Below are 15715 nucleotides of genomic sequence, written 5' to 3'. Positions count from 1 at the left end.
CCTTGCGGGATTTGTAGCCAATAACACTTAGCGCCGCGGCGGTGCCGCGAGTCAGGCGAGATCTTCGACGGAGGCAGATTCGTTGCGGGACAGGTTGATTCCGAGGTTGGCAGCGGCGCGCTCCAGGTCCTCGTCGTCGCCGTCACGCATCTCGATCGCCGCGCCGTCAGACGACAACACCTCGACGTTGAGGCACAGCGACTGCAGCTCCTTGAGAAGCACCTTGAACGACTCCGGGATGCCCGGCTCGGGGATGTTCTCGCCCTTGACGATCGCCTCGTACACCTTGACGCGGCCTACGGTGTCGTCGGACTTGATCGTCAGGAGCTCCTGCAGCGTGTACGCCGCGCCGTAGGCCTGCATGGCCCAGCACTCCATCTCACCGAACCGCTGACCACCGAACTGCGCCTTACCGCCCAGCGGCTGCTGGGTGATCATCGAGTACGGGCCGGTCGAGCGGGCGTGGATCTTGTCGTCCACCAGGTGGTGCAGCTTGAGGATGTACATGTAGCCGACCGTGACCGGGTACGGGAACGGTTCGCCACTGCGGCCGTCGAACAACACCGCCTTGCCGTCGGCGTTGACCATGGTCTCGCCGTCACGGTTGGGCAGCGTCGCGCCGAGCAGGCCCTGCAGCTCGCCTTCCTGCGCACCGTCGAACACCGGCGTGGCCACGATGCTGTCGGCCGGGGCCGAGAGCATGTGCTCGGGCAGCTTGGCCGCCCAATCCGGGGTTCCGCCGGCCACATCGATGTTCCAGCCGGCCTTGGCGACCCACCCGAGGTGGGTCTCCAGGATCTGGCCGATGTTCATACGACGCGGCACACCGTGGGTGTTCAGGATGATGTCCACCGGGGTGCCATCGGGCATGAACGGCATGTCCTCGACGGGCAGGATCTTGCCGATGACGCCCTTGTTGCCGTGGCGTCCGGCGAGCTTGTCGCCGTCGGAGATCTTGCGCTTCTGGGCCACGTAGACGCGGACCAGCTCGTTGACGCCGGCGGGCAGTTCGTCGTCGTCCTCGCGGCTGAACACGCGGATGCCGATGACCTTGCCGGACTCACCGTGGGGCACCTTCAGCGACGTGTCGCGGACCTCGCGGGCCTTCTCGCCGAAGATGGCACGCAGCAGGCGCTCCTCGGGGGTCAGCTCGGTCTCGCCCTTCGGGGTGACCTTGCCGACCAGGATGTCGCCGTCACGGACCTCGGCGCCGATGCGGATGATGCCGCGCTCGTCGAGATCGGCCAGCACCTCATCGGAGACGTTCGGGATGTCCCGGGTGATCTCCTCGGCGCCCAGCTTGGTGTCGCGGGCATCGATCTCGTGCTCCTCGATGTGAATCGAGGTGAGCACGTCCTCCTCCACCAGACGGTTGCTGAGGATGATCGCGTCCTCGTAGTTGTGACCCTCCCACGGCATGATCGCCACGAGCAGGTTCTTGCCCAGGGCCATCTCACCGTTCTCGGTGCAGGGCCCGTCGGCAAGGACCTGACCGGCCTCGACGCGCTGCCCGGCGTCCACGATCGGACGCTGGTTGGCGCAGGTGCCGTGATTCGAGCGGGCGAACTTGCGCATCCGGTAGGTGTGCCGGGTGCCGTCGTCGGCCATCACGGTGATGTAGTCCGCGGAGACCTCCTCGACCACACCGGCCTTTTCGGTGACGACCACGTCGCCGGCGTCGATCGCGGCGCGCAGCTCCATACCGGTGCCGACCAGCGGGGCCTCGCTGCGCACCAGCGGAACCGCCTGGCGCTGCATGTTGGCACCCATCAGGGCACGGTTGGCGTCGTCGTGCTCGAGGAACGGGATCATCGCCGTCGCGACCGACACCATCTGGCGCGGCGAGACGTCCATGTAGTCCACCTCGGCGGCCGACACGAACTCGACCTCGCCGCCCTTACGGCGGACCAGCACGCGCTCCTCTTCGAAGCGGCCGTCGGCGTCCAGCGGCGAGTTGGCCTGCGCCACGACGTGGCGGTCCTCCTCGTCGGCGGTCAGGTAGTCGATCTGGTCGGTGACCACACCGTCGATGACCTTGCGGTACGGGGTCTCGATGAAGCCGAACGGGTTGACCCGGGCGTACACCGACAGCGAACCGATCAGGCCGATGTTCGGACCCTCGGGAGTCTCGATCGGGCACATGCGGCCGTAGTGGCTGGAGTGCACGTCGCGAACCTCGAGGCCGGCACGCTCACGGGACAGACCGCCGGGGCCCAGCGCCGACAGGCGGCGCTTGTGGGTCAGACCCGACAGCGGGTTGTTCTGGTCCATGAACTGCGACAGCTGGCTGGTGCCGAAGAACTCCTTGATCGCCGCCACGACGGGACGGATGTTGATCAGGGTCTGTGGCGTGATCGCCTCGACGTCCTGGGTCGTCATGCGCTCACGCACGACGCGCTCCATACGCGAGAGGCCGACCCGGATCTGGTTCTGGATCAGCTCGCCGACGGTGCGCAGGCGACGATTGCCGAAGTGATCGATGTCGTCGACCTCGACGGGAACCTCAACGCCGCCGGGGGCGGTCATCGTGTGGTCGCCCTGGTGCAAGCGCACCAGGTACTCGATGGTCGCGACGACGTCCTCTTCGGTCAGCGTCGAGCTCGTGATCGGCTGGCCGGCGTTCAGCCCCAGCTTCTTGTTGACCTTGTAGCGGCCCACGCGGGCCAGGTCGTAGCGCTTCTCCTTGAAGAACAGGTTCTCCAGCAGGGTCTGCGCGGACTCCTTGGTGGGGGGCTCGCCCGGCCGCAGCTTGCGGTAGATGTCCAGCAGCGCCTCGTCGGTGCCTGCGGTGTTGTCCTTCTCCAGCGTGCTCATCATGATCTCGGAGAAGCCGAAGCGCTCGGTGATCTGCTCGTTGGTCCAGCCGAGCGCCTTGAGCAGCACGGTGACGGGCTGACGGCGCTTGCGATCGATGCGGACGCCGACGGTGTCGCGCTTGTCGACGTCGAACTCCAGCCACGCGCCGCGGCCGGGGATCACCTTGACGCTGTGCAGCGTCTTCTCCGTCGACTTGTCGATCGACTCGTCGAAGTACACACCGGGCGAACGCACCAGCTGGCTCACCACGACACGCTCGGTGCCGTTGATGATGAAGGTGCCCTTCTCGGTCATCATCGGGAAGTCACCCATGAAGACCGTCTGGCTCTTGATCTCACCGGTGTTGTTGTTGATGAACTCGGCCGTGACGAACAGCGGTGCCGCGTACGTCATGTCCTTGTCTTTGCACTCGTCGACCGGCGCTTTGACCTCGTCGAAGCGCGGATCTGAGAACGACAGGGACATCGAGCCCGAGAAGTCCTCGATCGGCGAGAGCTCTTCGAGAACCTCCTGGAGACCGCCCTTGGGGTCTACGTCGCCGCGCTCGGCCGCGCGCCGGAACCAGTCCTCGGCGCCGATCAGCCACTCGAACGACTCGGTCTGAACGTCGAGAAGCCCCGGAACCTCAAGCGGTTCGCGGAGCTTGGCAAAGGAAATTCGGTTTGGTGCTCCGGGAACGGAGTTGTTAGTGGTTGACTCGATCTGGCGGGACCCTGCCAAGATGCATCCTTCCAGCACCTAATGCGGCTGTTCGGGAACCGGAGGAGCCGATCCCGTATTCGCCGCGTTTCTGCGTCGGTTCGGCCGGCTTCACCAACCACCCGGACGCACGGCATGCGTCTAGATCGCTGAGCGGGGGCTCAGGCTAGGACCACATGATTAGTGCGGGTCGGAAAGAGCGAGGTGGGCAGGATTCAGCCAGCGCAACGTCCAACGATAGCGCAGGACGGCCTATTCCTCAACCCTCGAGGCAGCACGGTGCGCTACGGAACTCCGGTCGCTGGCCGGCGGTCCCAACTGCTGTCATCCATGCACACATTGCTGGCCAATAGATTGGCGCGGTTTCGCCCTTCCGTCAAGAGATGACGCGGTGTTTGTGGAGTTTTCTGTGAAGACTTCGTCCGGGTCGACCGCGCAGGTGGCGAAGTCGATCCCGAACAAGATCGTCGCACCGTAGCTGAACAGCCAGTCGAGAAAGGTCTGACGCTCGGCCGGTCCGGGAAGCACGTACGCGGTCGCCGCGCCCCGGCTGGTGTGGATCGTCAGGGTGTCACCGGGAGCGCCGTAGTAGCCCGACGACGGCGACGGCGCCCCGGCGAACATGTCGGTGAGCCACCCGGCGCTGATCATCTCGGCGGCCCTGACGTTGGCCGGCCTCGGCCATCCGGTGATCAGGTTCATCGACGCCTGGATCAGCAGGTTGCCGCCGGTCATCGTGTCACCGTGGGATCCGTGTGCGAGCTTGACGCCGTTGAAGCCGCCTGGCCGCCACTGCTCCAGCGCGGTGTTGGTCGCCCCGGACAGGTTCCAGTAGTAGGACTTCGCCCCGAGGTTGTAGATGGGAAAGTCGGCGGGCAGCTTGGCCAGGGCGCGCGGCGTGACGTCGCCGAAGCCGACACCGTCGAGCATGACCACGCCGGCGAGCTTGGTGAACGTCGCGTTCTGGCTCATGTATCCCGCGGCGCCGGCTGCGAGCCCGCCGCCGGCGGAGTGGCCCACCAGCGCGACCTTGCGCACGCCATCGAGCAGTGTGCTGCTGTAGCCGGCGGCCAGCGCGCTCTGCGCCAGCGCGGTGTTGCCGTCGGTGAACAGGCCGGCCACCGCCTTGTGCATCGGCGATCCCCCGACCCAGCAGCCGTCACAGGCCAGGAAGTTCGACGTCAGCGACGTGGCGACGACGATGCTGTGGGTGGCCTCGGCCAGCCGGGCCGCGGTGTGGCTGTAGAACGCGCCCGACGCGAGGAAGCCGTGCTGCAGATGGATGAGGCGCGTCGGCGGCGTACCTGCGGGCACGTACCAGTCGGCCGGAACCTCGTAGCCGTCCCCGCAGTCGATCGTCAGCGACGAGCTGCGGACGGTGACGGTGCTACCCCACGGCAGCAGCGGCGGACCGCCGAGGACGCGGACGGCGAAGGTATAGATGTTGAACACGACGGCGCCCAGGGCGCTGAGCAGTGTCTCTTGTTTCGGGGCCGCGGCCGTGGACTCCGCGGCCACTTCGGGTCGAGTCGCGGTGAACGAGGCCAGCGTCGTCTGGCCGGCCTCCCGAGCGGGCGCGGCCACCGCAATGTCATCGCGGCGTTCGGAAGCAGCGATCACGTCGGTCCGCCGCTGTGTGGGTTCCTCGGCTGGTTCCTCGGGGGCGACCTCGTCGGGTTCTTCGGCCTCCGCGGGTTCTTCGACCTCCGCGCGTTCTTCGGCCTCCGCGCGTTCTTCGACCTCCGCGGGTTCTTCGACCTCCGCGGGTTCTTCGGCTTCGTCGGCGCTCTTGTCCTCGTCGGTGTCGGTGGGCGCACTCGGTTCTGCCTGCGAGGACTCCGACGTGGCCGTCGCGTCGGCCGTTTCGGACTCCGCGGCCGCCACGCCGGCGCCGGCCAGCAATGCCGCCGACACCCCGGCGGTGATCACGCCGGCACCCACCAACACCGACAGCCGGTCGCCCATCGCTGACCCCTTCGTCCGATCGGGCAGAAACGTATCGCGGTGGCCGGGGCCCCGACGTGGTTTGCCTAAATCACACCCGGACGGGATCGCGGCGCGGCAGTGGATCCGTGCACACGGCCACGACCGGAGCCACCGGGCACACGTCCATCGCGGCTGCCGCATACGGGGTTGGGCCGTTGAGCTGCACGCTCGACGGCGGCGCGAACCAGGATCCGGTGACCAGGCTGACCGGTGACACCGACGACCGGTACAGCCGTTCGGTGTAGGTGCCGTCAAGCATGTCGTTGATCCAGCCGGCGGTCAGGATCTCGTTGGCCTCCACGTTCCACGGTGACGAGAAACCGGTCGCGAGATAGGCCATGAACTGCACGATCCCGCTGGCGCTCTGCATCGAGTCGGAGTGGTGCCCGCCCTGCACGAGCACGCCGGTGAACATGTCGGGCCGGGCCTGCTGCAGGCGTGCGCTCGCATGCCCGCGGTTGTTCCACGAATCGGGGACGGCGGCGAGGTTGTACACCGGAATCGATCGCGGGATCTTCGCCAGGTCGGCGCTCAACACGCCGACCAGGCCCGCACCGTCGAGCATTACGACCCCCGCGAGAGCGTCGGCTCCACCGCGCTCGACCAGGTATCGCGCCGCACCGACGGCCAGGCCACCGCCGGCAGAGTGGCCGGCCAGCACCAGCCTGGTCGGCAGCACGCCGTGAAAACCGGCCTCGCGCGCGCTGGCAGTGAGCGCGGCGCGGTCACCGGTGAACAGGTCGGCGACGACGCGGTGCGTGCTCGGCAACATCAACGGGTAGTCGTCGGTGTCGAAGACGTTCCAGGTCAGCGTCGGCGCGACCACGATGCTGTTGGTCTTCTCGGCGAGATACGCCGCGGTGGCGCTGTAGAACGCAGCACTCGCGAGCATGCCGTGCTGCAGGTAGATCAGGCCTTTCGGCTCGGTCTTACCGGGCGGGAAGTACCAGTCGGCGGAGACCACGACGCCGTTGGCCAGCGTCAGCGAAGACCGCTCCACCCGGACCCGGCTCCCGAACGGTGCACGTGGCGGCCCGGCCAGGAACTGCATCGTGCCGGTGTACCAGTTGTAGAACATCGTGCTGAGGTCCTCGACGACGTCGAAGAGGTTGAACGCCGAGGCGCCGGTCCACGGCGACCCGGTGGCGGCGACCCGCATGACCGCGGCGCCTTCGGGCGCCGCGAGGTCGGTCTCGATGGACTCCACCAGCGTCGACGGCGCCTCGGGCGCGGACTCCACCACATCGGGCGCCAATTCTGCGGCCGGCACCGGTTCTATGGCGACAGGCTCGGCCTCGGCCTTTGCCTCGGTCGCGGGCTCGGGTTCGGGTTCGGCGGAGGGGTCGGTCGCCGGGATCGCATCGTCGGGCTTGGGGAACTCCCCGGCGGGGGCGTCTTTCCCGTAGTCGCCGCCCTGGTCGTCGTCGCTGGACTCGTCGTCGTCCTCGGTCTCGTCGTCGTCCTCGGTCTCGTCGTCGTCCTCGGTCTCGTCGCCTTCGGTCTCTTCGCCGCCTTCGGTCTGGGTCTCGCCGTCCTCGGACGGGCCCGCGTTCGGCGCAGCGTTGTCGTTGTCGTCGGCCCCGGTCGAGGCCTGACTGCCGCCCGCGGACGGGGCGCCGTCATCGGCGGCCGCGACGCCGGCCCCGGCCAGCATCGCCGCCGAAACCCCGCCTGCGAGGACGCCTGCTCCCAGCCACACTCGATAGCGGTCGACCATCTCTCTCCCGGGTTTCGTGCGCCGACATGCGATTCTGGCAAACTGTATAGGCAAGCGGCTTAAATTTTCAAGAGGAAATTGACGCTGATGCTCATGTCGGTTGAAACCAGTGTTCTACGCGCTGCTGAAGCCGACTGCACCTACTCCTGGAGCAGGTCCGATGCGGATTTCGATTCCATCGACACAGAATCAGCAACGCCGGCGTCGGGCAATGGCGCGACAACGCGCTAGACGGACACAAAAAAAGACGCGCGCGCCACAGGGACGCGCGCGTCAGCGCAGCCCAGCAGACGCCGGGCGCAGGGACTTACCTAAGGACGGCGATCAGCGCTCGCCGGCGACCGGGATACGGCCGGTCGGAGCGTCGTCGTCGTGGCGGTGTGCCGGTTCCCCAGCGAACTCGTGGGTGGGGTACTGGTGTGTGCCTTCGAGGTCGTCGCGGATCGCGGCCTGCGCGGCCGGCGGCAGGGTGTGCATGATCTCGCGCACGCGGGCCTGGCGACGGCCCACGGCCTGGCGCTCCGGCATGCCCGGGGTGGCCTGGACCTGCGGCGGCACCCCTTCGATCTCCTCGACACCACCGTCGTGGTGACCGGCGTCGATCATGGCCTGCTCTTCGGCCATCGTCGACTCGTCCTTCTCCTCCGACATACCGATCGGGCCGATACGACGGCCGTTGAGGAACTGCTTGACCACCGGTTCATCGCTGGTCAGCAGCACCTCGCGAGGCCCGAACATCACCAGCTTCTTGCGGAACAGCATGCCCATGTTGTCGGGCACCGTGCGCGCGATGTTGATGTTGTGCGTGACGATCAGAATCGTGCAGTCGATCTGGGCGTTGATGTCGATCAGCAGCTGGGACAGATACGCGGTACGCACCGGGTCCAGGCCCGAGTCCGGCTCGTCACAGAGGATGATCTGCGGGTCGAGCACCAGCGAACGGGCCAGGCCGGCACGCTTGCGCATACCACCGGAGATCTCACCGGGGAACTTGTTCTCGTCACCTCCCAGACCGACCAGGTCCAGCTTCTCCATGACGATCTTGCGGATCTCGCTTTCCTTCTTCTTCGTGTGCTCACGAAGAGGGAACGCGGTGTTGTCGTAGAGGCTCATCGAGCCGAACAGCGCGCCGTCCTGGAACATGACGCCGAACAGCGTGCGGATCTCGTAGAGCTCCTTGGCCGAGCACTCGATGATGTTGGTGCCGTCGACGATGATCTTGCCGCGCTCGGGGCGCAGCAGGCCGATCAGCGACTTCAGAAACACCGACTTACCGGTACCGGACGGGCCCAGCAGCACGCTGACCTCACCGGCGGGCAGGTCGAAGGTGACATCTTCCCAAATTCGCTGGGCTCCGAAGGACTTGGTCAGCCCCTCAATCTGAATGCCAATGCCCACGCGAATTCCTTCCACCAAAGCCGAACATGTCGCCACAGAATTTCACACCTGTGGCTTGAGTCACTGTAACCTACGCGCTTGCGCGGCAACACTCGGTCCGCCGAGACCGCCTGCCCGCTTTCCGATCAGACAACTGTGGGGCCGGTCTGTTTGCCAGACCGGCCCCACAGCTTCGCGATTGCGGCGAACTACTTGACGGTGACCGACGCGCCGGCAGCCTCGAGCTTGGCCTTGGCGTCCTCGGCGGCCTCCTTGTTGACCTTCTCCAGCAGCGGCTTGGGGGCGCTGTCGACGAGGTCCTTGGCTTCCTTGAGACCCAGGCCGGAGACGATCTCGCGAACGACCTTGATGACGCCGATCTTCTTGTCGCCGGCACCTTCGAGGATGACGTCGAACTCCGACTGCTCCTCGGCGGCCTCGGCGGGGGCACCACCGGCGGCGGGGCCGGCAGCGGCGACGGCGACCGGAGCCGCAGCGGTGACGTCGAAGGTCTCCTCGAACTGCTTCACGAACTCAGAGAGCTCCAGCAGGGTCATTTCCTTGAACGCGTCGAGCAATTCGTCGGTGGACAGCTTGGCCATGATTGGTCCTTCCTAGTTACTTCTGTGGGTGGTCTTGGTATCAAGCAGCGGATTCTGCTGAATCCCCTGCGGCCTTCTTTTCCTGCAGAGCTGCGGCCAGGCGAGCGACCTGGGACGCAGGCGCCACGAACAGCGCCGCGGCCTGGGACTGCTTCGCCTTCATCGCGCCGGCCAGCTTGGACAGCAGCACCTCGCGCGACTCCAGGTCGGCGATCTTCTCGACCTCGGAGACGGACAGCGCGCGACCGTCCATGTAGCCGCCCTTGACGACCAGCGCCTTGTTGTCCTTGGCGAACTTCTTGAGCGCCTTGGCGGCGTCAACCGGCTCACCTTCGATGAACGCGATCGCGGTCGGGCCGGTGAAGAGCTCGTCGAGCCCCTCGATGCCGGCCTCTGCCGCGGCACGCTTCACCAAGGTGTTCTTGGCGACGGTGTAGGTCGCCGACGAACCCAGCGACCTACGCAGCTCGGCAAGGTTGGACACCGTCAGGCCGCGATATTCGGTGACGACGGTGGCCGTCGCCTCCTTGAACTTCTCGGCGATGTCGGCGACCGCGGTGGCCTTGTCAGCCTTGGCCATGCTTGCCTCCTCGTGATGGTTGGGACGTCCACCAACCGGCAGATCACGAGGGTCCGGGAAAACACAAGCGCCCCGACGCAGACAGGTCGGGGCGCATACAGAAGCACGTCAGAACGTGCCGGCCTCGTCCTCCTGCGTGGGCCGCCCGGGTGAACCCGGGACCTTCAACCGATACTTGAGCACTCGAAGCAAGCGCTCATCGGTGACCGACGGTCTTCGGTGGAACCGAGCCAGGATAGCGTGCCGTACCACGATCAGCCAAAACGGTGTGATCGCGCGCTGTGCCGCGCCAGTGCGGCGGCCCCCACCAGGCCGGCGTCGCCGCCGAGCGCGGCGGGCACGACCTGCAGACCGTGCAAGAAGTCCAAGCCGGCGTAGCCGGCCACCGCCGCGCGCAGCGGGTCGAACAACAGCGCGCCGGCCTTGGCGACCCCGCCGCCGACGACCACCAGATCGAGGTCGCACACCGCGCCCACCGACACGATCATCCGCGCCAGGGCGTCCGCGCCGCGTCCGAACGCGCGCAGTGCCACCGGATCCCCGCGGCCGGCCGCGTCGGCCAGCGCTCGGGCATCGGTTCCGCCCGCCCATCCGTTCTCCCGGGCCCACGCGGCCAGGTGTGGACCCGACGCAACGGTCTCGACGCAGCCGCGGCCGCCACACGCACACGGCGCACCGCCGGGTTCGACGACGACGTGCCCGACATGTCCGGCGTTGCCGCTGCGGCCGCGATAGGGGGCGCCGTCGAGCACCAGCCCGCCGCCGATCCCGGTCGACACCACCATCCCCAGCAGGAACCGGGCGTCCCGCCCGGCGCCCCTCCACCATTCGCCCAGCGTCATACACAACCCGTCCCCGCCGAGCGTGACCGGCAACCGGGTGAGCTCGGCGACGCGCTCGACGATCGGGAACCGCAGCCATTCGGGGATGTTGATGGGGCTGACGGTTCCGGCCGGGACGTCGATGGGTCCGGCGGACCCGACGCCGACCGCCGACACCGGGCCGGGTGCGGCGTCCACGGTCTCGGTGAGCAGTGACGCGACGACGGCCCACACGGTTTCGGCGTCGCCGTCGGGGGTGGGCCGCTGGGCGCGGTGGACCAGGGTGCCGTCGGCGGCAACGACACCGGCGGCGATCTTGGTGCCGCCGATGTCGAGCGCGAGGGTGAGATCGGACATCAATGCCTATGGGTGTTGTCGGGCTGCCGGGGATCCCCGGGGTGCTCATATCCCTCGTAGAGCGTGACCATTTCGGCACAACGGGAATCGAGCCACCTGCGATAGGCCCGCCGCCGGGCAGCGGCCAGCAGGTGCGTGGCGATCTCCGCGCGCACATCGCCGAGTGCCGCCGCGGTGGACGGACGGCGCCAGCCACCCCCGGCTGGCTGGGTGTGGCTGAACCGCAGGGGATTTCGGGCGTGATAGGCGGCGACGGCCTCGTCGGTGACGGTCACGTCGGAAGTGACCGCGACGTACACCGCGCGGGCAGCGGGGTCGGCCAGGGTGGCCGCGGCGACGCTGCCGATCTCCAGGCGGGCGACGGTGTCGGGCAGCAACTCGTCCTCGGTGGGCACGGCCGCCGCATCGAGTCCGGCCGACGCGGCCGCCACGACTCGTTCGGCGACGAGCACCTGGGTGAGCCAGCGGCGCAGTTGCCTCGCTTCGGCGGTGCCGGGCCGCGGCAGCGCGTACTGCCGGGGTCCGGCGCGCAGGGCCTGTTCGCGCGCGTCGATGTCGGCGACGGTGACGGTGTGCGCTCCGACCGTCGCCGCGATGGCAGTCACGACACCCTCACCCGGACCGCCGGGGAGTACACCAGCTCCCCGGCAGCCGCGACGCGGATCAGCGCCCACCACTGCCCCGGCTCGGTCCATCTCGGGGGGTGACGTCGAAGACCAGCTCGCACGTGCCCCGCGGGGGAATCACGCCGCCGGTGATGTTGGGCGTCAGCCACTCCCACGTTCCCCACGGTGAAATCAGGTGCGCCTCCACGGTCAGGTCGGTGTGGGCGTCCGTGCCGACCGTGACGCTCAGCCGCGCAGCTGACCCCGCCTCGACGTCGACGTCGCCGGGGTCGGCGACCAGTCGCAGCAGCCGGTCGTCGTGGCGCCCGACCGACAGCACCGCCACGTCCTCGACGGTCTGATGCCAGGACGTGGGGATCGCCGCGCCGGTGGCGGCGAGCTCGGCGCGCACCGGATACAGGCCGGGCGCGACGTCGGCGGGCACCGCGACATCGACAGTCGATTCCAGATGGTCTCCGGGCGGCAGCATGAACGGCAGGTCGACAACCCCGGTGTCCCAGCCGGGCGGTGCGAGGACGCGCACCATGCCGTGCAGCGCGGTGTCGGTGGCGTCACTGACGGCGGTGAGCCGGAGCGGGATGAGGGCACCGGCGGCGACGTCCAGGCGGTGCGGGTGCAGGTGCGCCACCGCGGGGAGTCCGCCCAGCGGCGCCGGCCCGCGGTTGTGCAGCCAGTACCTGGCGTAGAGGGGCTGCACCGGTTCGGCATCCGGGGCCAGTGACACCTGATCGGCGTGCGCCACCCGGGGAAAGTTCAATTGCGTTCTCAGGGTGGCGATCTCGTATCCGTCGAGCGGGCCGTGCGCTGCTGTCAGCGGCTCTTCGACGAGGTTCAGCCGCTGGGGTTCGGCGATGTGGCGCAGTCCGGACTGCAGCGAGACCCGGGCCGGGCGGCCCAGCATCTCGGCGATCCGCACCACGACGCCGTCGGCCGGGTCGGCGTGCCGGGCACTGCCGCGCGCCGTCGGATTGCCCGCCGCCTTGAGCGCGGTGACCCGCACCGCCCCCTCGGGCTGCACCTCCAGCAGCGAACCCCAGGGTGGCAGGCCGCCGGCGCCGGCGTGGCGGCGGGCCGACACGGCGACCAGCGGCTGACTGAATTCTGCACTGCGGGAGGGAATGTCGCAGTCCCGCCAGTCGCCGTCGCCGGCGACGAGTGCGTAGTCGAACCGGTGAGTCCAGTGCTGCAGCCCGAAGCCGGATCCGTCGGGGGCGGCGCGTCGGGGCGGGTCGATCCAGGTGCCCGACGGCCATCCGGTGCACGAGCGCATCAGCGACGAGTGCAGCGTGCCGTCGGACTCGACGGCGAACCCGGGCACACCGCGGGTCATCACCGCGACCGTGCGGGCTTCGAAGGGTTCCACGACGTCCTGGTCGACGAGGATCTCCGCGTCGGCCAGATCCTCGACCAGCGCCGCCACCGCCGCCGCGGTGTCCCCGACGGCACCGACGACCAGTACCGGCAGCGCGGCGGGATCACGTAGGTCGGCTCCGGGCACCCACACGTCGCGCAACGGCTGCGCGGCCGGCACCCACAGCCGCGCGGCCGCCGGGGCATCGTCGAGAACCTGTGCCGTGAAAGAGTTTTCGTCGACATGCCCGATGGTGATGCGCATATCGGGCAGGTTGGAGTCCACCGACAGGTCACCGTAGCGCGGCGCGTCGGCCAAGCTGCAGGTCGCGGTCACGCCGGCACGGCCGAGGGCGGCGATGAGAGCGCGGACGTCGTCGTCGACCACCGGGCAGACCACCTCGGCGACCGACACCGCGCGCACCGCGCCCCCGCGGAAACGCACCCGCATCGCCGAGGACAGGCCGAACCAACCGTGGGCCGGATTGTCCAGCGTGTACGGATGCACCGCGGTGTCGACCGACGTGGCGGATCCGGGCTCGTGGAGCAGGGCGAAACCGCGGCCGACCACCGCGGCCCCGGCCTCGCTGACCGGCATCGCGCCGGGCACGGGGCAGGGCCAGCGCAACCGCACCAGCTGGTCCCGACCGCGGAAGTCGTCGATCGTGGTCCGGCAGTCCACCCTGTCGACACCGCGCCACAACGTCACTGTCTGCGTGTAGCGCAGCAGTCCGGGGATCGCGCCGCGCACGACGACGCGTTCACCGAGGTCGCTGCGGAAGGCGCGCACCGCGGTGGCCGGATGTTCGGCGGATGTGACCAGCGGCCCCATCGGCAGCAGGTGCCAGGGACCCTCCCCGGCCACCGGATGCGCCGGATACTCCTGATACACGGCCAGCTCGTTGCCGACGCGGCCGTCGGCGATCAGTTCCCGCCCGCCGGCGCGCAGCGAGCTGATCCCGCCTCCGCGGGCGCCGTCGACGGCGAGCCGGTAATGCTCGTTACCGATGTCGGCGCCCCCGGCCGCTTCCCACGATGAGGACACGCCGTCACGCACCAGCCGGTAGGAGCGCCAGCCCATCGACGGCACGTCACGGGCGATCCAGGTCAGCGTGTGCCCGTCGTCCTCCACCAGCACCGGCACGTTCCGGCCGTCGCTGTCGACGAGGTGCCCGGCGAGCGGCTCGTCGACGTGAAGCGTAACCACGTCGGAGCGTTTGTGCGACAACGAGTTCCACACCACGATCGACCCGCCGACCACCCTGGACAGCAGTACCAGTGCCCCGTCACGGGCCGCCGACCCCAGCTGCCACGCGTCACGCCACCCGGTTAACAGGTCGAGGTAGACCTGGTCGGATTCCGATCCGGTGATGGCGTCGTGGTGGGCGCCGTACGCCAACTGCACCCAGGCCTTGGCCAGCGCGGCTTCGGGGTAGGTGGCACCGGTCAGCAGACCGGCGAAGACCGCGAACTGCTCGCCCTCGGACACGGCCAGTTCCGCGGCGCAGTTGGCCTGCTTGGTGTCGATGTAGGACACGTCCTTGCCGGTGTAGATCGGGTTCATGTCCCGGGTCTGTGGGGAAGCCGACCTGCCCGTGGCGTCGAGTTCGGCCCGGACCGCAGCAAAGAACTCCCGGGGCAGCGCGCACACGAACCGCGGCCAGGTGTAGCGCGCGTTCCAGTCCCGGTGGATGTCGGTGACCCACTTGTTGGGCGGGGTGTAGTCGGTGCCGACGGGCAGCAGCACGTTCCGGGTCAGCGCGACCTTCTTCATCCCGGTGAACAGCTCGTAGGTCGCGGCCTCGGCGTCACGCAGCGACGCCGACGAGTCCATCCACCAGCCTGCCGCGTAGTGCGCGGGCATGTAGTGGGTGAGCAGTCCGCGCCCGGACGGCGCCATCCACTCGAACTCGCTGGCGAACTGCATGCGCCCGGGGTCGCCGGCCCGGCCGTTCTCGGAGGCCATCGGACCCCACTGGTGGTGCGGTCCGCGTGCCCACGAACTCGACGTCAAGCCGGCGTCGGCGGCCATCGCCGGGAATTGGGGGTCGTGTCCGAACACGTCGAGCTGCCACGCGGTGGCCGGCGCGGCCCCCAGCACGTCGCGCTGGAAGCCACTGCCGTGCACGAAGTTACGGATGGCCGTCTCCGGTCCGGTCAGGTTCGTGTTGGGCTCGTTGTAGGTGCCGCCCATGATCTCGACACGGCCCTCGGCGACGAGTCTGCGCAGGTCAGCCCGGTCTTGCGGATGGGTGTCCCAGTACGGCTTGAGGTAGTCGACCTCGGCGAGCACGAACTTGTACTCCGGTTCACGTCTGGCCATCTCCAGGTGCGCGCAGACTAGTTCGAAGCCGTTGGTCTGCCGGCAGCGCCCGGGCGGGTCCTCGGTCCACACGCTGGTGTAGGCGGCCTGGGTGTTCCACCACACCGGGTCGTAATGGAAGTGGCTGACCATGAACATGGTCCAGCCGGGTTCGGCGTCGACGAAGTCGAATTCGGCCCAGCTGCCGTCGGCCTCCGCGCGGGCGGCGCGACGCCGGCCCGGCACCGGATCGGAAACCCGGACGGACACCTCGACGGTCGACTGGCCGGGACGCGCCGGCGGGTCGCCGACGGTCTGCAGACCCGGCCCCACCACCCGCACCGGCACCGGCACCGGCACCGGCACCGAGCAGTCCCGGTAGCTCACCCGCACCACCTGACACGGCATGTCGGACGGCCCGGTGAACAGCTCCGTCGACTCGGCGGAGGTGATGTCCACGCCAGCACCCTACGGCTTCCGG

The 15715-nt window shown here is 68.6% G+C and carries 8 protein-coding genes and 1 pseudogene; all 9 read right to left on the bottom strand.

The features are described 5' to 3' along the window. Positions 1-51 precede the first annotated feature (51 nt). The 9 genes and pseudogenes from KXD97_RS13090 to KXD97_RS13050 all read right to left on the bottom strand — a co-directional run bounded on the left by KXD97_RS13090 (position 52) and on the right by KXD97_RS13050 (position 15693). A complete protein-coding gene (locus KXD97_RS13090; RefSeq protein WP_260757195.1) occupies positions 52-3555 on the bottom strand; it encodes a DNA-directed RNA polymerase subunit beta in 3504 nt (1167 codons plus the stop codon). Positions 3556-3840: 285 nt separating this feature from the next. After that, positions 3841-5481, bottom strand: a complete 1641-nt coding sequence (locus tag KXD97_RS13085; RefSeq protein ID WP_260757194.1) for a hypothetical protein — start codon at positions 5479-5481, stop codon at positions 3841-3843. Positions 5482-5551: 70 nt separating this feature from the next. Further along, positions 5552-7219: an alpha/beta hydrolase gene (locus KXD97_RS13080; RefSeq protein ID WP_260757193.1), complete on the bottom strand. Its 1668-nt coding sequence runs from the start codon at positions 7217-7219 to the stop codon at positions 5552-5554. Positions 7220-7543: 324 nt separating this feature from the next. Continuing rightward, entirely contained in the window at positions 7544-8617 is a 1074-nt protein-coding gene (locus tag KXD97_RS13075) for an ABC transporter ATP-binding protein (RefSeq protein WP_260757192.1), read from the bottom strand. A gap of 188 nt (positions 8618-8805) precedes the next feature. After that, positions 8806-9198: a 50S ribosomal protein L7/L12 gene (rplL, locus tag KXD97_RS13070; RefSeq protein ID WP_260757191.1), complete on the bottom strand. Its 393-nt coding sequence runs from the start codon at positions 9196-9198 to the stop codon at positions 8806-8808. A 40-nt stretch (positions 9199-9238) separates the two neighbouring features. Further along, the gene (gene rplJ / locus KXD97_RS13065; protein ID WP_260757190.1) at positions 9239-9778 is read right to left on the bottom strand and encodes a 50S ribosomal protein L10; all 540 of its coding nucleotides are present in this window, start codon (positions 9776-9778) and stop codon (positions 9239-9241) included. Positions 9779-10032: 254 nt separating this feature from the next. Further along, on the bottom strand, positions 10033-10956 hold the full coding sequence (locus KXD97_RS13060) for an ROK family protein (protein ID WP_260757189.1): 924 nt from the start codon (positions 10954-10956) through the stop codon (positions 10033-10035). Then, the gene (locus KXD97_RS13055; RefSeq protein WP_260757188.1) at positions 10956-11561 is read right to left on the bottom strand and encodes a malonyl CoA-ACP transacylase; all 606 of its coding nucleotides are present in this window, start codon (positions 11559-11561) and stop codon (positions 10956-10958) included. The genes KXD97_RS13060 and KXD97_RS13055 overlap by 1 nt, the downstream gene beginning before the upstream one ends. Next, positions 11558-15693, bottom strand: a pseudogene (locus tag KXD97_RS13050) (NEW3 domain-containing protein). The gene KXD97_RS13055 and the pseudogene KXD97_RS13050 overlap by 4 nt, the downstream one beginning before the upstream one ends. Between the last annotated feature and the right edge of the window lie 22 nt (positions 15694-15715).

The organism is Mycobacterium sp. SMC-8, assembly GCF_025263565.1.
Lineage (GTDB): Bacteria > Actinomycetota > Actinomycetes > Mycobacteriales > Mycobacteriaceae > Mycobacterium.
This window is presented reverse-complemented; position numbering and strand designations above follow the sequence as displayed.